The following is a 21,600-nucleotide window of genomic DNA, read 5'->3' as shown; positions in this document are numbered from 1 at the left end:
TCACCTTGCCGGCCGCAGGAAATCCACCAGCACTCCCTTGCCCGGACCAGCTTCGCCCAGCGGAGTCTCAAATTCGAGCACGGCGAGCCCGGCAGCGGGAAATCCCGCCCGTACGGCCGCCAGCGCCCGGCTGTCGCCCGTTGGGGCCAGCGCGAGCGCGAGATCTTCCATGACCGGGTTATGGCCGACGACCATGAGCGAGGATTGGCCGGCATAGGCCATAATCAACGCCAGGCATTCGGTGGCATCGGCCCGGTAGAGGTCGTCCATGAAATGAATTTCCTGGGCAGTGGCTATGAAGGGAGCAACCACATGCCAGGTTTCGCGTGTTCGTCTGGCTCCAGAACAAATAACGATAGGAGGCAAATAGGACCGTTTCTTCATGTTCTGGCCGAGGAGCTCCGCATCCTCTTTGCCCGAGGGCGCCAGAGGGCGCTCGAAGTCGGAAATTCCCGGTCCCCCCCATGCCGCCTTGGCATGGCGCATCAGATAGAGCCTGTACACAAGGTCACCTCTCCACGTTTGCGAGTGGCTAGTACGGGCTGATTCGCCCCCTGGATGCTAGCCGGTGTCGCCAGGGCCGCCCGCAAGCGCATAAATTCGGGGAAGATAATTTCATGGCGACGCGCAAAGACGCCGCGGCGGCAACGGTTTGTCTCACCCCGAGGCAATATTAAGAAGATTTTGACAAATACGTTACCGGAACCTGCTTTGCGCTTGTCGGGGGCGGCTTGCGCGAATATATAGGCGCCGCTGGCAAGCTGTGGGGTGAATCGATGACCGATCTCGTTGATGCTAAATACGTCCCATCTGATGACGAGCCCTTCATGAACGAACGGCAGCGGGCCTATTTCCGCGCCAAGCTCATTTCCTGGAAGAACGAAATCCTCAGAGAGGCGCGCGAAACGCTCGACGCGCTGCAGCAGGAAAACGCCAATCATCCCGATCTAGCCGACCGTGCTTCGTCAGAGACGGACCGCGCTATCGAGTTGCGCGCGCGCGACCGGCAGCGCAAGCTCATATCCAAGATCGACGCCGCCTTGCAGCGGATCGACGAGGGCACCTATGGCTATTGCGAGGAGACCGGTGAGCCGATTTCGCTGAAGCGTCTCGACGCGCGCCCCATCGCAACCCTCTCGATCGAAGCGCAGGAACGTCATGAACGCCGCGAGAAAGTCTACCGCGACGATTGATTCTCAGGCCGTTTCGGCCGTTCTGGGCTGCAATCCGCCCGTTTTCTCCACAAAGTCGACGATTTCTTCCAGCCCGCTACGGCGTAGCAGGTCCGTCATGACATAGGGACGACCGCCGCGTACCTTCTGCGTGTCGGACTGCATAATTTTGAGATCTGCACCCACGTGCGGCGCAAGATCTGTCTTGTTGATGATGAGCAGATCGGACCGGGTGATGGCCGGCCCGCCTTTGCGCGGTATTTTTTCTCCTTGTGCGACGGAGATGACGTAAAGCGTCAGGTCGGCCAGGTCGGGTGAAAAGGTGGCGGCGAGATTGTCTCCGCCGCTTTCTATGAGAATCACGTCGAGATCGGGAAACCGGCGATTCAGGCCGTCGATGGCGGCGAGGTTGAGCGAAGCGTCCTCGCGGATCGCAGTATGGGGGCAGCCGCCCGTCTCGACGCCGACGATACGATCCTCCGAGATCGCCTGGGCACGGGCCAGGATCAGCGCATCCTCGCGCGTATAGATGTCGTTGGTCACCACGGCCATGGAATAGCGGCCGCGCATTGCCTTCAACAGCATTTCGCAAAGCGTCGTCTTGCCCGAACCGACAGGGCCGCCGATACCGATGCGCAGGGGGCCGTTGGTGGATTTCATGTCGTTGCCTCCTTTGGAACGTCAGGAGCGGAAAATCTTCGTTTCAAGGGTTTCGTGGTTCATGGCGGCAATGTCTGCCGTGATGCCGGCGGAGCCGAGATCGTCTATCGTCAGCGAGCTGAGGCTTCGCACTTCCACTTCGATCAGGTGCTCCAGAGCAACCAGAATACCGAGACCCTGCGTCTGTCCGATGGGGATCAGGCGTATGGCAACCGATATCTGAGCCTGGGTATAGGCCGTCAGGTAGGCGATGAGGGCCGTTTCAATTCCGATGCCGCAAGCGCCGGCCACGGCCCCGAATGCCACGGGGTAGGCGCAGGGCGAGGGTAGAAGCCGGGTCAATTCGCCGGGCCAGGCCGAGACGGCGGCGGCGAAGGCGTTTCCCATGGCAATCGATTCCGCATGGCGGTGCAGGGCAGGGGTCAGCGCGAGGCAAAGCTCGCTGAGTTCGGCCACCCGCTGTCGGTCCTGGCTTGTACGGCACGCCTCTGCGGCGAGGATCGCCTCATTGTGGGCCGAACCGTGGCCAATGCTGTCGGCGATCCATCGCCGGCTGGCGCTGGCATCGCGCACAGTGCCTCGGGCTATCGCGGTTTCCAGCCCCGCGGAATAGGCAAACCCGCCTATCGGGAAGGAGGGAGAAGCCCAGGCGAGCAGGCGCTGGAGGACGCGAGCCTCAGTCATGGTCGTGGTGGTGCCCGCCATGTTCATGGTGATGACCGGAATGGGCATGACCGGCATAGGCGCCGCCTTCGGGCGAGAACGGCCCATTTACTTGCTGTACCGTGGCGCCAAGGCCTAGCAGCATGTCGTGGATGACGTGATCCTCGCGCACCAGAATATGATCGGCATGGATCTGCGCCGGCAGATGACGGTTGCCGAGTTGCCATGCCAGCGCCAGCAGATGGCGCGGGTCTCTTCCTCGTACTTCGTAGAGCGCTTCCGGCTCGGCGCGCACTTCTATGATGCGGCCATCGTCGAGCATCAGGCCATCGCCGTGATTCAAGAGGCGGGCTTCGGGAAGATCGAGCAGGAACTCGATGCCATGGTCGGAGCGCATCGCCATGCGCCGCCGGTGGCGGGCGGTCTCGTCGAGGGTGATCGTATCGGCGGCTTGCACGAATTCATGTACGACCGCCCTTGCTGCTTGCTGGGGCATCTATTGCCTCGAAAGGACCATGGTCGCGCCGGAGGCGACAAGAACACCGCCGATCAGGCGGTTGAGAGTGACGAAGATGCGCTGGGATGTCAGTACCTTGCCGAGCAGGACGCCGGCCGCCACGTAGAGTAGCACCGCAGCCACCTCCAGAAGGAGAAATACGCCGCCCATCGCCGCGAGCTGGCTCCAGGCGGGTTCGGAGGCGTCGATGAACTGCGGGAAGAAGGCGGTGAACACGGCGATGGCCTTAGGGTTGCTGATGGCGATGAGAAAGTCGCGACGCATCAATGCCTTCACCGCCGTCGCCGCCGATTGCGCAGCGGCAAGGGCCCGCGCCTTGCGCCAGAACTGGATGCCGACATAGATGAGGTAGAGCGCGCCGACGATCTTAATGATCGTGAAGGCGATGGCCGAAGTCGCCAGAACCGCGCCGAGGCCGACAATGGTGATCAGGATGAGGATGGCAAATGCCGGCATGCGGCCAAGGCCGCCGGCGAGTGCCCGGAAAAAGCCCAGGCGCGCGCCGTTGGCAAAAGCCAGCATGTTATTGGGCCCCGGCGCGCAGTTGAGCGCGAAACAGGCGGGAATGAAGATCGACCAGGCGATCATGGAGAGACCTTTCGCAGATGGGATTCCAGCGCGAGACTAGAACAGAAAATAGCGCTGCGCCATCGGCAACACTTCCGCCGGCTCGCAGGTGAGAAGCTTGCCATCGGCCCGCACCTCATAGGTCTCCGGATCGACCTCGATATGCGGCGTCGCATCGTTGAGGCGCATGGATTTCTTGCCGATGCCGCCGCGCGTGTTCTCGACGGCCAACATTCCCTTTTCCACACCCAGTTTCTCCTGAAGGCCCGCATCGAAGGCCGCCCGGGAGACGAAGGTTAGCGACGAGGCCGTGACGGCCTTGCCATAGGCGCCGAACATTGGCCGGTAATGCATGGGCTGTGGCGTGGGGATAGAGGCGTTGGGGTCGCCCATGGGAGCCGCTGCGATGGCGCCGCCCAGCATTATCATTTCCGGCTTTACGCCGAAAAACGCCGGCTTCCACAGAACGAGGTCCGCCCGCTTTCCCACCTCGATGGAGCCGATGTGTTTGGAAATGCCGTGGGCGATGGCCGGGTTGATCGTGTATTTGGCGATATAGCGGCGAACGCGGAAATTGTCGTTGTCGCCGCTCTCCTCGGCTAGCCTTCCGCGTTGGCGCTTCATCTTGTCGGCCGTCTGCCAGGTGCGGATGATGACTTCGCCGACCCGGCCCATGGCCTGGCTGTCCGAAGCGATGATGGAGAAGGCGCCCATGTCGTGCAGGATGTCTTCGGCCGCGATGGTCTCCTTGCGGATACGGCTTTCGGCGAAAGCGACATCCTCGGGAATGGCGCTGTCCAGATGGTGGCACACCATCAGCATATCGAGATGTTCGGCGATGGTGTTCTGCGTATAGGGGCGCGTCGGATTTGTGGAGGAGGGGATGACATTCGCCAGCCCGGCAACCTTGATGATGTCGGGCGCATGACCGCCTCCCGCGCCTTCGGTGTGGTAGGCGTGGATAGTGCGGTTCTTGAAGGCGGCGACAGTGTTTTCCACGAAGCCGCTTTCGTTCAGTGTGTCGGTGTGGATCATCACCTGCACGTCGTAATCGTCGGCGACCGAGAGGCAATTGTCGATGGCACCCGGCGTGGTGCCCCAGTCCTCATGCAGCTTGAGCGAGCAGGCGCCGGCAAGAACCATTTCCTCCAGCGGCGCGGGCAGCGAAGCGTTGCCCTTTCCGGCGAGCCCGATATTCATGGGAAAGGCATCGAAGGACTGGATCATGCGGCCGATGTGCCAGGCGCCGGTGCAGGTGGTGGCGAGCGTACCATGGGCAGGACCGGAGCCGCCGCCGAGCATCGTGGTTACGCCGCTCATCAGCGCTTCCTCGATCTGCTGGGGGCAGATGAAATGGATGTGGGCGTCGAAGCCGCCGGCGGTCAGAATCTTGCCTTCGCCGGCGATGACTTCCGTGGAAGGGCCGATGATGACGTCCACGCCGTCCTGCGTGTCGGGATTTCCGGCCTTGCCGATGCCGAAGATATTGCCATTCTTCAGGCCGATGTCGGCCTTGTAGATGCCGGTGACGTCGACCACCAGCGCGTTGGTTATGATCGTGTCGACGGCGCCCTCCGTTCGCGTCGCCTGGCTTTGGCCCATGCCGTCGCGGATGATCTTGCCGCCGCCGAATTTCACCTCCTCGCCATAGGTGGTGAAATCCTTCTCGACCTCTATGAAGAGTTCGGTATCGGCCAGCCGCACCTTGTCGCCGGTCGTGGGGCCGTAGATGTCTGCATAGGCGGCTCGTGAGATTTTTGCGGGCATTAGAGCTCACCCATGATTTTCTGTTGGAAGCCGAAGATTTTCCTGGAGCCGGCAACGGGAACGAGGCGCACTTCGCGGGTCTGGCCCGGCTCGAAGCGCACTGCGGTGCCGGAAGCGATATCGAGCCGCATGCCGCGCGCCTTGTCGCGGTCGAAGGAAAGCGCCTCGTTGGTTTCGAAGAAGTGGTAGTGCGAGCCTACCTGCACGGGGCGGTCTCCGGTGTTTGCAACCTCCAACACGATCTGGTCGGCGCCGGCATTCAGCTCGATTTCGCCCGCCAGCGGAACGACTTCACCGGGGATCATGGCGATCCTCTTCCATTTTCCGAGTGCCCCTGGTGCGCAGGACGACAAAGACCGCGAGGGCGGCGATTCCGGCACCGAGGGCGAGGAGGGGGGACATGTGGAAAAGGACAGTCTCGCCCACATGAGTATGATCAGCCGTGATCTCGTGCGCCACGGCAGGCGTGGCGACTGTCGCGGCCAGAAGGTAAGGAATTTGCTTCATGGCTATCTGTTCCCCATTATAGTTTTAGTCCAGTGCGGCTTTCAGCGATCAGGCGGTCAAACACCCTTCCGGCTTCAATACGCGTTGCATCGAAGCGGGGTATTTCGCCAGCAGCACTGCCGGTCGGATTGGGCGTGCAACAAGATTGCCGCCACAGTTCGGGCAGACACTGTGCAGGCGGCTGTCGGCGCATTCGGCGCAAAAGGTACATTCAAAAGTGCAGATCATCGCATTTGGAGCGTCGGGAGGAAGACCACGATCGCAGCATTCGCAATTCGGCCGAAGTTCGAGCATCGCTGTCCTCCCTAGCGGATCGGTTCGTGGACGGTGACGAGCTTGGTGCCGTCCGGGAAGGTGGCTTCGACCTGAATGTCGTGGATCATCTCGGGCACGCCTTCCATCACCTGATCGCGGGAAATGACATGGGCACCCGCTTCCATGAGATCGGCGACGGTGCGGCCGTCACGCGCGCCCTCGACGACATAATCGGTGATGAGCGCGACGGCCTCCGGATGGTTCAGTTTTACGCCGCGCTCCAGGCGGCGGCGGGCCACCATCGCGGCCATGGAGATCAGCAGCTTGTCTTTCTCGCGCGGCGTCAGGTTCATCGTTCGTCCGTTTTCAGCTCTTGTTGGCGGATGATCTTTTCCGAAAACCGGTGTCTACTTCTCGGGATCATGCTCTAGATCGTCCAAAGGCGGGGCAGGGCGCCGGTGCCTGAAAGCAGTGCAAGAACCGGCGCGAGAGACTTCCGCAGCGCCATGCCCGAGGGCGCGGCGATGCGGACGACGAGCCGCTCGCCAATGGCACTGGCGGCGGCGAAACGGGTGCCGGCGAGAATCTCGCGGACATGGTGAAGCCGCCGGTCGGCGTCGGGCGTTATGGCCAGAACGGTAGCGAAGGCATGATTGCCGGCGAGCAGGCCAATGCCGTCGCGCTCGTCGTCCGAGCCTGTCAATCGCAGCGCCTCGGCGTGGACGAGCCTGCCATTGCGCCGGATGCGCCAACGGTCCGACATGCGGGCCGAGCGCGCGGCTTCTCCCATCGCGGCGCGGCCAAGAAGCACCGCTTCCACCGCCGTGAATGTCGCGCCCTCGTCCAGGTCGACTTCAAGGGTGCGGTCGAGACGGCTATCCTCGAACAGGATCGTTTCCTGTGGTAGCCAGTCCAGATGAGCGCCGGCGCCGGCCGACAGACGGCATTCGATATGCGCGACATCGCCCATGGATTTATAAACGCGTTCGCAGGCCTGTGTAGTCAGGACGAGCCTGGAGCCGGCCTCCGCGTTCGCTTCCCAGCGCAGATCGTCGCCGCCGGTCAGCCCGCCGGCCGTGTTGATGAGAACCGCCTCGATAGCCTTGCCGTGGGTGCGCGGCAGCCGGATCTTGGCGCAGCCCTCCTGAAACAGCGTGTCGAGCTTAGTTCTATCGTGAAGCGTTTTGACCGCAATCCGTCCGCGCCCCCGTGCCCGCTGCATCGCGGCGGCAGGCGGCTGCTCGGCAAGAGATTGGATATTGGCCGCCGATAGAGACATTACACCCCGAACAGTTTCCGTTTCGCACGAGAAGATGGACCCGAGCGCGCACCAAGCAACGGGCCGGAACGCTTTCCTGCCTTTCAGGAGGTTACCCCATCTCAAGCTACCCCGCGCAATACGCAGTTTGGGTCATATGAGGCGGGAAGTCGAGATACGGGACCTAATGCCTGGCGATGTTTCCTGAATCGCGGCCAGCCGCTCCAGCACCATCGCCTTCGCCTCCCCGATGCTTGCTTCCATCGGCTCGCCCCGCGCCAGACAGGCGGCTATGGCGCTGGATAGCATGCAGCCGGTGCCGCGCAGGGAGCCGGCGATGCGGGGCGCCTCGAAGCGGCGCGCCGCCTGTTCCCGCCGCAGCAGGATATCCGTTGCACGGGTTCCGCCCATATGGCCGCCCTTGGCCAGCACTCCGGCGCATCCGGTGTCCAGAACGGTGCGCGCCTGCCGCTCCATCGCGGCTTCGTCGTAGGCGGGAACTTCGTTGGTCAGAATGGCGAGTTCCACAAGGTTCGGCGTTACCAGGGTGCATAGCGGCATCAGTTGCCGGCGCATGAGGTCCACCGCACCGCGGGGGAGGAGGGGCTGGCCTGAGGAGGCGGCGATGACGGGATCGAGAACCACCGGCACGGCCGTGTGGTCGCGCAGGACGGCGGCGACTGCCTCCACCACGCCGCCCGCGCCAAGCATGCCAATCTTGATCGCGGCAACATCGTTGGCGGCAAGCGCAGCGCGCATCTGGGCGGCGACATTCTCGGGTGCGATGCGCTCGATATGCTCGACCCGCTCATGGGTCTGCACGGTCACCGCCGTTACGGCAAGGCATGAGCGCAGGCCGCATGCGGCGATGGTTTCGACGTCGCGGGCGATGCCGGCGCCGCCGGAGGAGTCGGAGCCGGCGACGATCAGCACATAGCGATCGCCCTTCATCGCCATGGCGCGGTCGCCGTCAGCCATTGCCGGGTGCGCCGTTCCGGATCGGCGCTGAGCGTGATGTCGGTGACGACGGCGGCGCAGTCGGCGCCGTGCTCGAAGACACCCGCAAGCCGCTCAGGCGTCAGACCGCCGATGGCGACCAGCGGCAGAGGCGAAACGCGCTTCTTCCATTCGGTAATGCCCGGCAGGCCTTGCGGCGCCCATTTCATCTTTTTCAGGATGGTCGGGTAGATGGGACCGAGCGCGATGTAATCAGGCTCGGCGGCCAGCGCGGTCTCAAGCTCGGCATGGTCATGGGTGCTCAGCCCCAGCTTCACCCCGGCCCTGCCTATCGCCGTCCGGTCGGCTTCCGCGAGGTCTTCCTGGCCCAGATGCACGAAGTCGCAGCCTTCTTCGATGGCGATGCGCCAGTAATCGTTGACGACGAGCTGGCAATGGTGGGCCGAACAGATGTCGCGGGCGCGGCGGATTTCGCGGCGCAGCGTGTCCTCGGGGGCGTCCTTGACGCGCAGCTGCACGAGTTTGACGCCGAGCGGCACGAGACGCTCGACCCAGGCCGCGCTGTCCACGATCAGGTAGAACGGGTCGAGCTTCATGTCAGCACCGCCTTGCCGAATATGGGCGTGGAGGGAACCGCCATGTCGCGCGGCTCCAGCAGGCCGGCCTCGTGCGCGGCGTGGCCGGCGTCCACGGCATCCGCGAAGGCCGAGGCCATGCGGACGGGGTCGCCGGCCTTGGCCACCGCCGTATTGAGCAGTACGGCGTCGTAGCCGAGTTCCATGACGATTGCCGCATGGGAGGGCCGCCCGAGCCCCGCATCAACGATGAGCGGCGTGTCCGGAAAATAGCCGCGCAGGGAGCGCAGCGCGTCGAGATTCGAGGGGCCGCGCGCCGAGCCTATGGGCGCGCACCAGGGCATCAGCACCCGGCAGCCGGCCTCCAGCAGGCGCTCGGCGACGATGAGATCATCGGTCGTATAGGGAAAGACTTCGAAGCCCTCGTCGGACAGGATGCGCGCGGCCTCGACCAGCCCGAAGACGTCCGGTTGCAGCGTGTCGGGATTGCCGATCACTTCGAGCTTGATCCAGTTCGTTGCGAACAGCTCGCGCGCCATCCGCGCTGTGGTGACGGCTTCCTTGACTGAGTGGCATCCGGCGGTGTTGGGCAGCACGTTGACGTTCAGCGAGCGGATCAGCGACCAGAACCCGCCGCCGCTGCCCGCGCCCGCCGTCTCGCGGCGCAGGGAAACGGTGACGATTTCCGTCCGGCTCGCCCGGATGGCTTCCGCCATGATCGCGGGCGAGGGATATTGGGCGGTGCCGAGCAGCAGCCGCGAGGACAGCGTCTTTCCGTAGAGCTCCAGCATCGTTCAGCCTCCCTGCATGGGAGAAAGGATTTCGATGCGGTCGCCTTCGTGGAGGCGGCACTCGGAGCGCAGGTCCCGAGGCACGATTTCGCCGTTGCGGGCGGTGGCGAGCCAGTCGCCCTGGTAGTCGAGTTCCACGAGCAAGCCCGCCAGCGTGGCCGCCGAGACTTCTCTCTTTTCGTCGTTAATCGTGAGCTGCATGGAGAAATTCCTCCTTCCCCGCAGGATCGTGCGCCATCATCATCATTGTCGCCGCCGCGCGTCTGGCCATCGCCGGGGCCAGAAGGAAGCCATGACGGTAAAGCCCGTTGATGCGGATGGTCCGTCCATCCATTTGAACGCGCGGCAGATTGTCGGCGTAGGCGGGGCGTACGCCGCTTGCCGTTTCCACCACTTCGGCCTCGCCGAAAGCGGGGTGCAGCCCGCAGGCGGCGGCGAGCAGCTCCATCATGGAGCGGGCGGTCACGGGTCCCGAGGCATCGCTTTCAAGCATGGTGGCGCCGACCATGAAGCGATGGCCGGCGCGCGGCACGACATAGACGGGGAAGCGGGGATGGAGCAGCCTTGCGGGACGCGACAGCGCGATTTCAGGTGCGTGCAGGATCAGCATCTCGCCGCGTACGCCGCGTAGGCCTGCCTGCGGCGAGGCCATGCCCGTGCAGTCGGCCACGAAATCAGCGCCTTCCGCAGGATCAGCCTCGGCATTGAAGCGGAACGCAACGCCCGTTGCGGCAAGCTTCCGGTGAAGCGCCTCCAGCACCCGGCGCGGATCGAGATGGGCTTCGCGGGCGAAGAACAGGCCACGGCGGAAGCGTCCGGCAAGGTCCGGTTCAAGCTCGCCCACCTGGTCGCCATCCAGCCATGAACAGCCGCTGGTGCGCAAGGCGAAGCGGGACAACTCGCCCGCATCGCGCGGCTGGGCCAGCACCAGCGTTCCCTTGCGCTCGACATGGCCGGGAAGGGCTTCGTCCCACCAATCGGCGGCCGAAGCGCCGAGCGCGATCACATCCTCTTCCGCGCTCTCCCGCTCGCACCATGGCGCCAGCATGCCGCCGGCCTGCCACGAGGCGCTGCCGGCAAGGCCGGGCCGCGTCTCCGTCACGACCACGTCCATGGCGCGAGCGGCAAGCTCATGGGCGAGCGTGAGGCCGGCAACGCCGGCCCCCTTGACCAGCACTTTCATGGCTCAAGCGCCGCCTTCGCCGGCTGCTTCCACCTCATCGGCGGGCATATAGAGGTCGCCGCCCTGGCGGTAGCGCTCGGCCATCTTCTCCATGCCCTCCTGCTTCCCCTTTTGCTGCGCCGCATCGCGGATCTCATGGGAAATCCGCATTGAGCAGAATTTGGGGCCGCACATGGAGCAGAAATGTGCCACCTTGTGCGCCTCCTTCGGCAGGGTCTCGTCGTGGAAGTCGCGTGCGGTCTCCGGGTCGAGCGACAGGTTGAACTGATCCTCCCAGCGGAACTCGAAGCGCGCCCGCGAGAGGGCGTCGTCCCTCATCTTCGCCGCCGGATGCCCCTTGGCAAGGTCGGAGGCGTGGGCGGCGATCTTGTAGGTGATGACGCCGGTCTTCACGTCGTCACGGTCGGGCAGGCCCAGATGCTCCTTCGGCGTGACGTAGCAGAGCATGGCGGTGCCGAACCAGCCGATCATCGCCGCGCCGATGGCCGAAGTGATGTGGTCGTAGCCGGGCGCTATGTCGGTGGTGAGCGGGCCGAGCGTATAGAACGGAGCCTCGCCGCAGATCTCGAGCTGCTTGTCCATGTTCTCCTTGATCTTGTGCATGGGCACATGGCCGGGCCCCTCGATCATGACCTGGCAGTCCTTCGCCCAGGTGATCTTCGTGAGCTCTCCCAGCGTTTCGAGCTCAGCGAACTGGGCGGCGTCGTTGGCGTCGGCAATCGAGCCCGGCCGCAGCCCGTCGCCCAGCGAGAAGGAAACGTCATAGGCACGGCAGATGTCGCAGATCTCCTCGAAATGCTCGTAGAGGAAGCTTTCCTTGTGGTGGTGCAGGCACCACTTGGCCATGATGGAGCCGCCGCGCGAGACGATGCCGGTCACTCGGTCGACGGTGAGCGGGATATAATGCAGGCGCACGCCGGCATGGATGGTGAAGTAGTCGACGCCCTGTTCGGCCTGCTCGATCAGCGTATCGCGGTAGATTTCCCAGGTGAGCGCCTCGGGCGTGCCGTTCACCTTTTCCAGCGCCTGATAGATGGGGACGGTGCCGATCGGCACGGGCGAATTGCGGATGATCCATTCGCGGATATTGTGGATGTTGCGGCCGGTGGAAAGGTCCATCACCGTGTCGGCGCCCCAGCGCGTCGCCCAGACCATCTTCTCCACCTCTTCGGCCATCGAGGAGGTGACGGCGGAATTGCCGATATTGGCGTTGATCTTGGTCAGGAAATTGCGGCCGATGATCATCGGCTCCGTTTCCGGGTGGTTGATGTTTGCCGGGATGATGGCGCGGCCGCGCGCGATCTCGTCGCGCACGAATTCCGGCGTAACGAAATCGGGCACCGCCGCGCCGAAGCTCTCGCCGTCGCGCGCGAGGGCGTGTTTCGCCTGGGCTCGGCCAAGGTTTTCGCGGATGGCGACGAATTCCATCTCCGGCGTGACGATGCCGGCGCGGGCATAGGCGATCTGTGTCACCGCCTTGCCGTCCTTGGCCCTCAGCGGCCTGCGCAGGGCAGGAAATTCCGGTGTCAGCCGGTCGCCGGTGACGAAGCCGTTGTCGGCGGGAGCCACCGCGCGGCCGTCATAGGTTTCCACGTCGCCGCGTGCCATGATCCAGGCTTCGCGGGTGCGTGGCAGGCCCTTGTCGATCTCGATCGACACGTCCGGATCGGTGTAGGGACCGGAGGAATCGTAGACGGTGACGGGCGGTTCGCCCGCGCTGGGGTGCACGGCGATCTCGCGCAGCGGCACGCGCAGCCCATCGTGAAGCGCGCCGGGCTTATAGACTTTCCTTGAAGCGGGCAGGGGGCCGGTGGTGACTTCGACCGCGGCTTTTTCTCGTGTCCGAACATCCATGACGAGGCTCCTTTGCGTTGTTGCAATGGAGACCCAGTTCGTCGCCGGAAGGATGAGAATGGGACCTTGTTACCGTCTGCGTTCGGGAAACCTTGTCATTTCCGTCGAAGCGATGCCGCAAGGACCTTCGCACCATCCCTACGCCAGTATGAACTGGATCAGGTTCAACGGGTCACTGCGCTGCATTCGCGCCAGCAGTATCTCAGCCCCTTGTCGGGACCCCCCTGGTGATGGTGTGAGGATGGGGTTAGGCTCCTGTCCATGTCAAGACCGGATCGAGCATCTTGGGATGGTTCGACGGGGTATTCGCGAAAAACATGTGGCATTATCCACTACGGACGAACAAAAATCCGCGAGAAGTGAAAGTTTGAATTGCCACAGCAAATTCACACCCCATCTTAGGAGACAAAAGCTGCTTCTGCGGAATTGGCTCTAGAGACGGGTGTCGAAAGATGGAGATCTATACACGGTTCGCCGAGGACTACCGGCACAGAAACCTGGAGGAGCTTTCGATCCAGGATTACCTGCTGGGATGCAGGGACGACCCACTCATGCGCGCAACGGCGGCGGAGCGGATGATGGCGGCGATCGGAGAGCCGGAGATGATCGATACGAGCCAGGACCAGCGCCTGGGTCGAATATTCATGAATCGAACGATCAAGCGGTATGCCCCCTTTAGCCGCCTTTACGGAATGGAGGCGACGATCGAGCGTATCGTCGGCTTCTTCCGGCATGCCAGCCAGGGGCTTGAGGAGCGCAAGCAGATTCTCTACCTGCTGGGACCGGTGGGCGGCGGCAAGTCGACCATAGCCGAAATTCTCAAGCAGTTGATGGAGCAGGAGCCGATCTACGCGCTCAAGGCGGGCGACCAGATCAGCCCGGTCTTCGAATCCCCGCTCGGCCTGTTCAATCCGGATCGAATGGGCGACCTCCTCGAGGAAAAGTACAATGTTCCAAGACGGCTCCTAACGAGCCTGATTTCGCCGTGGGCGGCCAAGCGTCTCGACGAGTTCGACGGCGATATCTCGAAGTTCACCATAGTCAAGCTCTATCCCTCACGGCTGCGCCAGATCGGTGTAACCAAGACCGAGCCGGGCGATGAGAACAACCAGGATGTCTCCTCCCTGGTCGGCAAGCTCGACATTCGCAAGCTGGAGCATTTCAGTCAGAACGACCCCGATGCCTATAGCTACTCCGGCGCGCTCAATCGCACGACCCAGGGCCTGATGGAATTTGTGGAGATGTTCAAGGCGCCGATCAAGGTGCTGCATCCGCTGCTGACGGCGACCCAGGAGGGCTCTTATGTCGGCACGGAGAACATCGGCGCGTTTCCCTACCAAGGGCTCATTCTTGCGCATTCGAACGAGTCCGAATGGCACCAGTTCAAGAACAACAAGAACAACGAAGCCTTTCTCGACCGCATCAGCGTCGTGAAGGTCCCCTATTGCCTGCGTGCCACCGAGGAGGCTGAAATCTACGGAAAGCTCCTGAATGAGAGTGCGCTAGCGGAGGCGCCCTGCGCGCCTGAGACATTGCCGCTTCTGGCGCGCTTCAGCGTATTGACCAGGCTGCACGAGCACGAGAATTCGACGCTTTATTCCAAACTCAGGGTCTATGACGGCGAAACGCTGAAGGATGCCGACCCGAAGGCGAAATCGTTGCAGGAATATCGCGATGCCGCCGGTGTTGATGAAGGCATGACCGGCATCTCCACCCGCTTCGGCTTCAAGATCCTGTCGGAAACCTTCAACCACGACACCGAGGAGATCGCCGCCGATCCGGTGCACCTTCTGTATGTGCTCGAGCAGGCGGTCAAGCGCGAGCAGTTCGACCAGGAGACTGAAAGCCGGTATCTCGATTTCCTCAAGACGGAGCTTGCGCCGCGCTACGCCGAGTTCATCGGCAACGAAATCCAGAAGGCCTATCTGGAATCCTATGCCGACTACGGCCAAAACCTGTTCGACCGGTACATCGCCTATGCCGATGCTTGGATCGAGGAACAAGATTATAAAGATCCCGACACCGGACAGATCTTCGACCGCGAGGTTCTGGAAAAGGAACTCGAAAAGATCGAGAAGCCGGCTGGCGTAGGCAATCCGAAGGACTTCCGTAACGAAGTGGTGAAGTTCGTGCTGCGCGCCCGCGCCGAGAACCATGGCCGCAACCCCGATTGGCGCCGATATGAAAAGCTGCGCCAGGTCATCGAAAAGCGCATGTTCGGCCAAGTCGAGGAGTTGTTGCCGGTGATCAGCTTCGGCGCCAAGCGAGACAAGAAGACCGACGCCAAGCACCATGAGTTCGTCGAACGCATGACGGGACACGGTTACACGAGGCGTCAGGTGCGGCGGCTGGTCGAGTGGTACATGCGCGTGAACAAGGCAGGATGATCCCTTCAGGAGGCAGAACGCGATGGCCCATTTCGTCGACCGCCGCCTGAATCCGAAAGACAAGAGCCTGGGCAATCGACGCCGCTTTCTCAAGCGGGTGCGCAGCCAGGTGAAAAAGGCCGTGGACGAAGCGGTGCGCAGACGCGGCATTGCCGACGTCGACCGCGGCGAAAGCGTCTCCGTTCCCACGGACGGTGTTACCGAGCCCAGCTTTCGACAGGCGCAGGAAGGCGGCCGGCGCGAGCGAGTCTTTACAGGCAACAAGACCTTTCAGGCGGGCGACAGGGTCAAGAAGCCGCTGGGCGGGGGAGCGGGCGGCGGCGGGCGGCGTGGCTCCCCGGATGGAGAAGGCGAGGACGACTTTCTGTTCGTGCTGTCGCGCGAGGAGTTTCTCGACCTCTTTTTCGACGATCTCGAACTGCCGGATCTGGTCAAGCGGAGCCTGAAGGAGATTACAAGGACGCATCCGCGCCGCGCCGGATACTCCACCACCGGATCGCCGGCAAACATCAATGTGTCGCGCACGATGCAAAACGCGGTCGGTCGAAGAATCGGGTTGAAGCGCCCTAAGGATGATGAGGCGCGGGAGCTTCTGCGCAGGATTTTCCTGCTGGAGCTCATCTCTTCCCCGACGAAGGAGCAGCGCGCCGAACTGTCTGCCCTGCGGGCGGAGCGCGACGAGATCATGCGGCGGCGCAAGGTGATCGCCTATATCGATCCGCTCGATGTTCGCTACAGCCACTTCGAACAGCAGCCCGAGCCGAACGCAGCCGCGGTGATGTTCTGTCTCATGGACGTGTCGGCCTCGATGGGAGAGCGGGAGAAGGATCTGGCCAAGCGTTTTTTTGTGCTCTTGCACCTGTTCTTGAGCCGCCGTTACGAAAAGACGGATATCGTCTTCATCCGTCATACCCACGATGCGAGCGAGGTGGACGAGGAAACCTTTTTCTACTCACCCCAGACGGGTGGCACCGTAGTCAGTTCCGCCCTTGTCAAGATGAAGGAGATAATCGACGAACGCTATCCGCCGTCGGAATGGAACATCTATGCCGCACAGGCATCTGACGGCGAGAATTTCGGCGGCGATTCTCCGAAATGCGCGACGATTCTGTCGCAGGAGCTGATGAAGATCTGCCAGTATTTCGCCTATATCGAGATCGTCGACGAGGAGGAAGCCCGGCTGATCAATAGCGAGGCGAGCGGCATGGAACTGTGGCAAGCCTATCGCCAGGTGAGCGAAATCTGGCCCAATTTTGCCAGGAAGCGCGTCGCCAAGGCGTCCGATATCTATCCCGTCTTTCGCGAACTCTTCGCGCGAAGCCATGCCGGAGCCGGAGAGAAACATGGTTAAGGGCGCCGCGCAGTCTAAATCCGCTCCGGTGTTCGAGCAGGTCGACTGGGACTTCGATGCGCTGCGGCGGACATACGACGCGATCGAACAGGTGGCCCGGCAAGACCTGGGGCTGGATATCTATTCTAATCAGATCGAGATCATCTCGTCGGAACAGATGCTCGACGCCTATTCCTCCATCGGCATGCCGCTCATGTATCGCCATTGGTCCTTCGGCAAGCATTTTCTCCATCATGAGCGGCTCTACCGCAAGGGAGCGCGCGGGCTCGCCTACGAGATCGTCATCAATTCCGATCCGTGCATCAGCTACTGTCTGGAAGAAAACACGATGCCGCTCCAGGCCCTGGTGATGGCCCACGCGGCGTTCGGGCATAATCACTTCTTCAAGTCCAACCATTTGTTCAAGCAATGGACCGACGCGGAGGGCATACTCGACTATCTGGACTATGCCCGCCGCTATATCGCCCGCTGCGAAGAACAGCACGGAATGGACGAGGTCGAGAAGGTGCTCGACGCCGCCCACGCGCTGATGCCGTCCGGCGTCTTTCAACATCGCCGCCCGCGACAGCCCTCCCTGCGGGAAGCGGAGGAGCAGCGTGAGAAACGGCGCGCAGCGGCGGAGGAGAACGTCTACTATCTGTGGAATACGATCCCGAACAGCCCCGGCGAGGAGCGGGAGAGAGACGCTGCGATGCTGGAGCGCAAACGGGAAATGCGGCTACCGGAGGAGAACCTGCTCTATTTCCTCGAGCACTACAGCCCCATTCTCAAGTCTTGGCAGCGCGAAATCCTCAGGATCGTCCGCAATGTCGGCCAATATTTCTATCCGCAGAAGCAGACCAAGGTCATGAACGAGGGCTGTGCCTGCTTCGTTCACTACCATATCTTAAACGCCCTGCACGCCGACGGCCGGCTGACCGACGGCGCCATGCTGGAGATTCTCCACAACCACACCAACGTGCTGACCCAGCCGGATTTCGACGATCCCCGTTTCGGCGGCATCAATCCATATGCGCTGGGCTTTGCCATGATGCAGGACATACGCCGCGTCTGCGATGAACCGAGCGAGGAGGACCGCGAATGGTTTCCCGATATCGCGGGCAAGGGCGACTGGCGAAACGTGCTGAAGCATGCCTGGGCGAACTATCGCGACGAAAGCTTCATCCAGCAGTTCCTCAGTCCCACGGTGATGCGCAGGTTCCGAATGTTCGCGCTGTCCGACAATGCCGACGATCCCTATTACACCGTGACCGGCATACATGACGCGCGTGGCTATCGGCATCTGCGGGACACGCTGGCCGGTAACCACGACATATCCACCTTGGAGCCGGACATTCAGATCGTCGATGCCGACCTTCTGGGGGATCGTTGCCTGCACTTGCGGGCAGAGCGACGCGACGGCGTTCCGCTGGCCAGCGCCAGCAGGGAGGCGACGCTCAAGCATGTCGAGCGGCTCTGGGGATACAAGGTCGAACTCCAGGAGGTGGAACCGGCGCGCTGAAAAGGGGAGGAATGGCCGGTGGTTTGTCCCCCGGCATCCATCGCCACAGCCGCGGTCTCCTTAACGATAAAACTCTCCTTGCGACGGGGAAAACCTGACCGTCACCCTTTGCTCACCCGATGTATTTTCCGGTGGCGCGCCGGAAACGGCCCGAAACGGAGATCACCTCCGACCTGCTGCAAAAGGGTGCAAGTCGTGAAAGTGCTCGTAACAGGCATAGCCGGCTTTATCGGATTCCATACCGCGTTGAGATTGGCCGCGCGCGGTGACGAGGTCGTCGGAATCGACAATCTCAACGACTACTATCCCGTTTCATTGAAGCAAGGGCGCTTGAATGTCCTGGGCGAGCGCGCCCGCTTCAAGGAGATGGATGTCGCTGATACGGAGGCGCTCAGCGCCCTGGTCGAGGCGGAGCGCCCGGACGTTGTCGTTCATCTGGCCGCTCAGGCCGGCGTCCGCTATTCACTTGAAAATCCCTTCGCCTATGCGAGGTCCAACGTGATCGGGCACCTGTCCGTTCTTGAAGCCTGCCGGCATTGGGAAGGTCTGAGACATCTCGTCTATGCCTCGTCGAGTTCCGTCTATGGGGATAACAAGAAGGTGCCCTTCCGCGAAGCGGATCGCGTCGACAGTCCAAAGTCCCTGTATGCCGCGACCAAGCGAAGCGACGAATTGATGAGTGAAGCCTATGCGAGCCTCTTCGGCTTGAGGCAGATCGGGCTGCGCTTCTTCACCGTGTACGGCACCTGGGGGCGACCGGACATGGCCTACTGGATCTTCACCAAGGCGGTGCTCGAAGGACGTCCGATCCGGATGTTCAACAACGGCAACATGATGCGTGATTTCACGCATGTGGACGACATCGTGTCGGGAGTCGTCTCGACGGTTACATCCCCCGTCTTCCTTCCGGGCGAAAACCCCCACCGTGTCTATAATATCGGCAACAACCGTCCCTCGAAGCTTATCGAACTGGTCAGACTCATCGAGCGCTACACGGGACGCTCCGCGACTATCCGCTACGAATCGATGCAGCCGGGGGATGTCGTCTCGACCTATGCCGACATCGATGGCATGCAGGCCGACTACGGCTTCCAGCCATCCACCAGCCTGTCAGATGGACTTGAGGAGTTCGTCGGCTGGTATCGGGATTATGCGGGCTATACCCAAGGCAAGGCCTCCGCGGTGGCCTGAAACCCCACCGCCCTTCACTCGACCTGAAACACCCACAGGCGAGCCACAGCATAATTCCAGACGAAGACGATCGGCACGCTCACGATTTTTGCCGCGGGCGCAGGGATCAAGGTCACGAGAAAAGCGATAAGCACCGTAGAGAGCAGGAGGCCTGCCAAAGTCGATATGACGAACTTTGCCGCCTGCACATAACTCCCGCCGGCGCGAAAGGTCCATGAACGGTTGAGCTGATAGCTGACCAGGATTCCGGTGGAATAGGAAAGGACATTGGCAAGTGTCGGCGCGATCGACATGAGGATGAGCCCTGTAAAAAGAGCTACGTCCAATGTGGTGGTGATCGCACCCACGGTGGCAAAGCGCGCTGTCGTTACGATGCTACGCTCGATGCTCTCGATCCGGTTGAAGCTGCGCGGTCCAGGCATTGTATCGATTCCGATGCGGGCAATGGGGGCTCTTCCGTGGGGCCGGTCCTGTCGTTCAGCATTGCCTCCACGATTGGTACCGGCCGCCGTTTCGACTGCATGAAAATCCGCCCGATATACTCGCCGATGATCCCCAGGAACATCGCATTGAGCGTTATGGAAAGCAGCAGCAGTGCTGTCGTGGTGGCGAAACCGGCCGGCCAGTTCTGTCCGAACAGAAGCTTGCCGACCAAATAGCCGAAGAGGAGCAGGAGGGTTGCCGTTCCGACCACGAGGCTCGCCATCGAAGCGAGCCTGAGCGGGATCAGCGAGTGGTTGAGGATGCCGTCGACCGCAAGCGACAGCATGGCCCTGAGGGGGAACTTGCTCTCACCGGCCACACGGGCCTGCCGGTCATACTCGAACCCGACCTGCGAAAAGCCCATGGAACTGATGAGGCCGCGCAGGTAGGGCGAGGTGTCGTCGACATGGCGGAGTTCATCCAGGATGCGCCGGTCGACCAGCCGGAATTCGCCGGCATTGAGCGGCAGCTCGTCCTCGCTGAGCGCGTTGATACACCGGTAGAAGATGCGCCGCGCGAGCGCCGTCAACCGATTGTCAGTGAGTGAACGCCGGATGCCATAGACGACCTGATGGCCTTGCCGCCACCGGGTCAGCATTTGGGGGATGAGCTGCGGCGGATCCTGGAGGTCGCAGTCGATTTGAACCGAGCAGGCACCGCGCGCCGCCTTGTAAGCGGTCAGCAGCGAGCGCTGATACCCGACGTTGCGGCTGAATCGGATAACCCGAACACGTCGGTCACACCTGCATATCTCCTTCAGGATTTCAAATGTGCCGTCCGTGGAATGATTATCGGTGAAGATGATCTCGCAGTCGTAATCCGGCAGATCTTGGAAGGTGTTCGTGATCGCCGCATATGCGCGCCGGACATTGGCTTCCTCGTTGAAGACAGGCACCAGAACGGAGACCGTCAACGGCAACATAGCGACCATCATCCTGCTCCCATGCTGTTGTGCTCGCGAGCGCCAGGCGCGGGGCTCCGATCTACAGCGCGGACAGCGCCGTCGCGGTGCCACGCGATCAAGCGGGAAATGCCTTCCTCCAACGGGATACGGGCACTCCATCCGAGCAACTGGCGGGCGAGACCGGGTGCGCCCCGCAGGTCGGATGCGCCATGCGGCGGATTGCCGTCGCCATATTCGACGAGGCCAGGATCGGCGCCCGTTGTCCCGATGATCTGGCGCGCCACCTCGCGCATGCTCGGCGCAGCGCCCGTTGCGATGTTGATGATGGCGGCCCTGGGCAGGGATACCGTCCCCATCTGCATCAGCGCCGAGACGGCGTCGTCGACATGGATCAGATCTCGACGATCATCAGGGCGACGAACGATTGAACGCGCACCGGCCAGGCAGCCTTGGATCAGCCACGGCACAAAATACTCGGTCGATTGTGTCGGGCCGTAGACCAGGGCAAGGCGGGCGGTGGCGACGGGGAAGGGAAGCCGTCGCTGCAAAGCGCCGACAAGATGGGTGGCGGCAACGAGGCTGGCAGCATAAACCGTGATTGGCTGTTCACGCATATCCTCACGATAGGGGCTAGGCGCCAATCCGTACTCCGCGAGCGATCCGGTCCTGACCACGGCAGATGGCGGGAAGCCGCTATTGGCGGCGGCACTCAAGAGATTGATCAGGATTTGAACGTCTTCACTGAGGTAATCCGTGACGTCCCTAAACTTCGTGTCTTCGCGACGTCGCGGAGATGCCGCCAGATGATAGATCACATGGGGGGCAACATCCCGAATGCAGCGCTTCAGTTCCAGATCGGACCGCAGATCGAAATGATGTAGAACGATCTCGCGCCCCAAGCGCCGCAGCCGGCCCTGGCGTGAAGGCTCACGAACCACCGCATGGACCTCGTGCCCCTTCTCAAGATAGGCACCGGCCAGATGGGAGCCGACAAATCCGGCCCCACCGGTGATCAATATCCGCAGCCTTCGGTGCACGCCTTCACCTCATCCGAATG

25 protein-coding genes, 1 pseudogene and 1 riboswitch are annotated in these 21,600 nt (G+C 62.2%); of the genes and pseudogenes, 5 read left to right on the top strand and 21 right to left on the bottom strand.

Annotation, left to right across the window (positions count from 1 at the left end; genetic code table 11):
* Positions 1 to 270 (bottom strand): SixA phosphatase family protein, encoded by a 270-nt coding sequence (locus tag N1058_RS14930; RefSeq protein WP_265518519.1) that lies wholly within the window; start codon positions 268 to 270, stop codon positions 1 to 3.
* Positions 271 to 282: 12 nt separating this feature from the next.
* Positions 283 to 486 (bottom strand): annotated as a pseudogene (locus N1058_RS14925) (SixA phosphatase family protein); the annotation flags it as partial.
* A 290-nt stretch (positions 487 to 776) separates the two neighbouring features.
* On the opposite strand from N1058_RS14925, the gene dksA reads away from it, so the two are divergent.
* Positions 777 to 1,193 carry an RNA polymerase-binding protein DksA gene (gene dksA, locus N1058_RS14920; protein WP_265518390.1) on the top strand — a complete coding sequence of 139 codons (417 nt, stop codon included), beginning with the start codon at positions 777 to 779 and terminating at the stop codon, positions 1,191 to 1,193.
* A gap of 3 nt (positions 1,194 to 1,196) precedes the next feature.
* On the opposite strand, the gene ureG is transcribed toward dksA, so the two are convergent.
* The 16 genes from ureG to thiC form a co-directional block, all read right to left on the bottom strand.
* The gene (gene ureG, locus N1058_RS14915; RefSeq protein ID WP_265518389.1) at positions 1,197 to 1,832 is read right to left on the bottom strand and encodes an urease accessory protein UreG; all 636 of its coding nucleotides are present in this window, start codon (positions 1,830 to 1,832) and stop codon (positions 1,197 to 1,199) included.
* A 21-nt stretch (positions 1,833 to 1,853) separates the two neighbouring features.
* Entirely contained in the window at positions 1,854 to 2,573 is a 720-nt protein-coding gene (locus N1058_RS14910) for an urease accessory protein UreF (protein ID WP_265518388.1), read from the bottom strand.
* Positions 2,509 to 2,991: an urease accessory protein UreE gene (locus N1058_RS14905; RefSeq protein ID WP_265518387.1), complete on the bottom strand. Its 483-nt coding sequence runs from the start codon at positions 2,989 to 2,991 to the stop codon at positions 2,509 to 2,511. Before N1058_RS14905 ends, N1058_RS14910 begins: the two co-directional genes overlap by 65 nt.
* Complete coding sequence (locus N1058_RS14900) at positions 2,992 to 3,600, bottom strand: LysE family translocator (protein WP_265518386.1); 609 nt, start codon at positions 3,598 to 3,600, stop codon at positions 2,992 to 2,994.
* A gap of 36 nt (positions 3,601 to 3,636) precedes the next feature.
* Positions 3,637 to 5,346, bottom strand: coding sequence for an urease subunit alpha (ureC, locus tag N1058_RS14895; RefSeq protein WP_265518385.1), 1,710 nt, complete (start codon positions 5,344 to 5,346; stop codon positions 3,637 to 3,639).
* Entirely contained in the window at positions 5,346 to 5,651 is a 306-nt protein-coding gene (locus tag N1058_RS14890) for an urease subunit beta (RefSeq protein WP_265518384.1), read from the bottom strand. The genes ureC and N1058_RS14890 overlap by 1 nt, the downstream gene beginning before the upstream one ends.
* The gene (locus tag N1058_RS14885) at positions 5,638 to 5,853 is read right to left on the bottom strand and encodes a hypothetical protein (protein ID WP_265518383.1); all 216 of its coding nucleotides are present in this window, start codon (positions 5,851 to 5,853) and stop codon (positions 5,638 to 5,640) included. The genes N1058_RS14890 and N1058_RS14885 overlap by 14 nt, the downstream gene beginning before the upstream one ends.
* A gap of 48 nt (positions 5,854 to 5,901) precedes the next feature.
* On the bottom strand, positions 5,902 to 6,147 hold the full coding sequence (locus N1058_RS14880; protein ID WP_265518382.1) for a DUF1272 domain-containing protein: 246 nt from the start codon (positions 6,145 to 6,147) through the stop codon (positions 5,902 to 5,904).
* A gap of 11 nt (positions 6,148 to 6,158) precedes the next feature.
* On the bottom strand, positions 6,159 to 6,461 hold the full coding sequence (locus tag N1058_RS14875; RefSeq protein WP_265518381.1) for an urease subunit gamma: 303 nt from the start codon (positions 6,459 to 6,461) through the stop codon (positions 6,159 to 6,161).
* A 74-nt stretch (positions 6,462 to 6,535) separates the two neighbouring features.
* Positions 6,536 to 7,387, bottom strand: coding sequence for an urease accessory protein UreD (locus tag N1058_RS14870; protein ID WP_265518380.1), 852 nt, complete (start codon positions 7,385 to 7,387; stop codon positions 6,536 to 6,538).
* A 132-nt stretch (positions 7,388 to 7,519) separates the two neighbouring features.
* Positions 7,520 to 8,344, bottom strand: a complete 825-nt coding sequence (gene thiD, locus N1058_RS14865; protein ID WP_265518379.1) for a bifunctional hydroxymethylpyrimidine kinase/phosphomethylpyrimidine kinase — start codon at positions 8,342 to 8,344, stop codon at positions 7,520 to 7,522.
* A complete protein-coding gene (locus tag N1058_RS14860; protein WP_265518378.1) occupies positions 8,314 to 8,919 on the bottom strand; it encodes a thiamine phosphate synthase in 606 nt (201 codons plus the stop codon). Before N1058_RS14860 ends, thiD begins: the two co-directional genes overlap by 31 nt.
* The gene (locus N1058_RS14855) at positions 8,916 to 9,689 is read right to left on the bottom strand and encodes a thiazole synthase (protein ID WP_265518377.1); all 774 of its coding nucleotides are present in this window, start codon (positions 9,687 to 9,689) and stop codon (positions 8,916 to 8,918) included. The genes N1058_RS14860 and N1058_RS14855 overlap by 4 nt, the downstream gene beginning before the upstream one ends.
* A gap of 3 nt (positions 9,690 to 9,692) precedes the next feature.
* On the bottom strand, positions 9,693 to 9,890 hold the full coding sequence (gene thiS / locus N1058_RS14850; protein ID WP_265518376.1) for a sulfur carrier protein ThiS: 198 nt from the start codon (positions 9,888 to 9,890) through the stop codon (positions 9,693 to 9,695).
* Positions 9,874 to 10,872, bottom strand: a complete 999-nt coding sequence (thiO, locus tag N1058_RS14845) for a glycine oxidase ThiO (RefSeq protein ID WP_265518375.1) — start codon at positions 10,870 to 10,872, stop codon at positions 9,874 to 9,876. Before thiO ends, thiS begins: the two co-directional genes overlap by 17 nt.
* Positions 10,873 to 10,875: 3 nt before the next feature.
* A complete protein-coding gene (thiC, locus tag N1058_RS14840) occupies positions 10,876 to 12,726 on the bottom strand; it encodes a phosphomethylpyrimidine synthase ThiC (RefSeq protein WP_265518374.1) in 1,851 nt (616 codons plus the stop codon).
* A gap of 118 nt (positions 12,727 to 12,844) precedes the next feature.
* Positions 12,845 to 12,961: riboswitch (TPP riboswitch) on the bottom strand.
* Between the two features lie 217 nt (positions 12,962 to 13,178).
* On the opposite strand from thiC, the gene N1058_RS14835 reads away from it, so the two are divergent.
* From N1058_RS14835 to N1058_RS14820, 4 genes are all read left to right on the top strand, one after another.
* The gene (locus N1058_RS14835; RefSeq protein WP_265518373.1) at positions 13,179 to 15,113 is read left to right on the top strand and encodes a PrkA family serine protein kinase; all 1,935 of its coding nucleotides are present in this window, start codon (positions 13,179 to 13,181) and stop codon (positions 15,111 to 15,113) included.
* A gap of 22 nt (positions 15,114 to 15,135) precedes the next feature.
* Positions 15,136 to 16,464 (top strand): YeaH/YhbH family protein, encoded by a 1,329-nt coding sequence (locus N1058_RS14830; protein ID WP_265518372.1) that lies wholly within the window; start codon positions 15,136 to 15,138, stop codon positions 16,462 to 16,464.
* A complete protein-coding gene (locus N1058_RS14825; RefSeq protein ID WP_265518371.1) occupies positions 16,457 to 17,965 on the top strand; it encodes a SpoVR family protein in 1,509 nt (502 codons plus the stop codon). The genes N1058_RS14830 and N1058_RS14825 overlap by 8 nt, the downstream gene beginning before the upstream one ends.
* A 195-nt stretch (positions 17,966 to 18,160) precedes the next feature.
* The gene (locus N1058_RS14820) at positions 18,161 to 19,156 is read left to right on the top strand and encodes an NAD-dependent epimerase/dehydratase family protein (protein ID WP_265518370.1); all 996 of its coding nucleotides are present in this window, start codon (positions 18,161 to 18,163) and stop codon (positions 19,154 to 19,156) included.
* A 14-nt stretch (positions 19,157 to 19,170) separates the two neighbouring features.
* Here the strand turns inward: N1058_RS14820 and N1058_RS14815 are convergent, their stop codons facing one another.
* Genes N1058_RS14815 through N1058_RS14805 form a run of 3 tightly spaced genes read right to left on the bottom strand, consistent with a single transcriptional unit; the run spans position 19,171 to position 21,580 of the window.
* Complete coding sequence (locus tag N1058_RS14815) at positions 19,171 to 19,578, bottom strand: GtrA family protein (RefSeq protein ID WP_265518369.1); 408 nt, start codon at positions 19,576 to 19,578, stop codon at positions 19,171 to 19,173.
* Positions 19,524 to 20,561 (bottom strand): glycosyltransferase family 2 protein, encoded by a 1,038-nt coding sequence (locus N1058_RS14810; protein WP_265518368.1) that lies wholly within the window; start codon positions 20,559 to 20,561, stop codon positions 19,524 to 19,526. The genes N1058_RS14815 and N1058_RS14810 overlap by 55 nt, the downstream gene beginning before the upstream one ends.
* 8 nt (positions 20,562 to 20,569) lie before the next feature.
* Positions 20,570 to 21,580, bottom strand: coding sequence for an NAD-dependent epimerase/dehydratase family protein (locus N1058_RS14805; protein ID WP_265518367.1), 1,011 nt, complete (start codon positions 21,578 to 21,580; stop codon positions 20,570 to 20,572).
* Between the last annotated feature and the right edge of the window lie 20 nt (positions 21,581 to 21,600).

The organism is Nitratireductor luteus (assembly GCF_026162365.1).
Taxonomy (GTDB): domain Bacteria; phylum Pseudomonadota; class Alphaproteobacteria; order Rhizobiales; family Rhizobiaceae; genus Chelativorans; species Chelativorans luteus.
The sequence above is the reverse complement of the archived record's forward strand: the minus strand, read 5'-3'. Positions and strand labels throughout refer to the sequence as shown.

Coding starts and splice junctions, on each gene's coding strand:
- N1058_RS14930 (WP_265518519.1), bottom strand. CDS start 270: ATGGACGACCTCTACCGGGCCGATGCCACCGAATGCCTGGCGTTGATT.
- dksA (WP_265518390.1), top strand. CDS start 777: ATGACCGATCTCGTTGATGCTAAATACGTCCCATCTGATGACGAGCCC.
- ureG (WP_265518389.1), bottom strand. CDS start 1,832: ATGAAATCCACCAACGGCCCCCTGCGCATCGGTATCGGCGGCCCTGTC.
- N1058_RS14910 (WP_265518388.1), bottom strand. CDS start 2,573: ATGCCGGTCATGCCCATTCCGGTCATCACCATGAACATGGCGGGCACC.
- N1058_RS14905 (WP_265518387.1), bottom strand. CDS start 2,991: ATGCCCCAGCAAGCAGCAAGGGCGGTCGTACATGAATTCGTGCAAGCC.
- N1058_RS14900 (WP_265518386.1), bottom strand. CDS start 3,600: ATGATCGCCTGGTCGATCTTCATTCCCGCCTGTTTCGCGCTCAACTGC.
- ureC (WP_265518385.1), bottom strand. CDS start 5,346: ATGCCCGCAAAAATCTCACGAGCCGCCTATGCAGACATCTACGGCCCC.
- N1058_RS14890 (WP_265518384.1), bottom strand. CDS start 5,651: ATGATCCCCGGTGAAGTCGTTCCGCTGGCGGGCGAAATCGAGCTGAAT.
- N1058_RS14885 (WP_265518383.1), bottom strand. CDS start 5,853: ATGAAGCAAATTCCTTACCTTCTGGCCGCGACAGTCGCCACGCCTGCC.
- N1058_RS14880 (WP_265518382.1), bottom strand. CDS start 6,147: ATGCTCGAACTTCGGCCGAATTGCGAATGCTGCGATCGTGGTCTTCCT.
- N1058_RS14875 (WP_265518381.1), bottom strand. CDS start 6,461: ATGAACCTGACGCCGCGCGAGAAAGACAAGCTGCTGATCTCCATGGCC.
- N1058_RS14870 (WP_265518380.1), bottom strand. CDS start 7,387: ATGTCTCTATCGGCGGCCAATATCCAATCTCTTGCCGAGCAGCCGCCT.
- thiD (WP_265518379.1), bottom strand. CDS start 8,344: ATGGCTGACGGCGACCGCGCCATGGCGATGAAGGGCGATCGCTATGTG.
- N1058_RS14860 (WP_265518378.1), bottom strand. CDS start 8,919: ATGAAGCTCGACCCGTTCTACCTGATCGTGGACAGCGCGGCCTGGGTC.
- N1058_RS14855 (WP_265518377.1), bottom strand. CDS start 9,689: ATGCTGGAGCTCTACGGAAAGACGCTGTCCTCGCGGCTGCTGCTCGGC.
- thiS (WP_265518376.1), bottom strand. CDS start 9,890: ATGCAGCTCACGATTAACGACGAAAAGAGAGAAGTCTCGGCGGCCACG.
- thiO (WP_265518375.1), bottom strand. CDS start 10,872: ATGAAAGTGCTGGTCAAGGGGGCCGGCGTTGCCGGCCTCACGCTCGCC.
- thiC (WP_265518374.1), bottom strand. CDS start 12,726: ATGGATGTTCGGACACGAGAAAAAGCCGCGGTCGAAGTCACCACCGGC.
- N1058_RS14835 (WP_265518373.1), top strand. CDS start 13,179: ATGGAGATCTATACACGGTTCGCCGAGGACTACCGGCACAGAAACCTG.
- N1058_RS14830 (WP_265518372.1), top strand. CDS start 15,136: ATGGCCCATTTCGTCGACCGCCGCCTGAATCCGAAAGACAAGAGCCTG.
- N1058_RS14825 (WP_265518371.1), top strand. CDS start 16,457: ATGGTTAAGGGCGCCGCGCAGTCTAAATCCGCTCCGGTGTTCGAGCAG.
- N1058_RS14815 (WP_265518369.1), bottom strand. CDS start 19,578: ATGCCTGGACCGCGCAGCTTCAACCGGATCGAGAGCATCGAGCGTAGC.
- N1058_RS14810 (WP_265518368.1), bottom strand. CDS start 20,561: ATGTTGCCGTTGACGGTCTCCGTTCTGGTGCCTGTCTTCAACGAGGAA.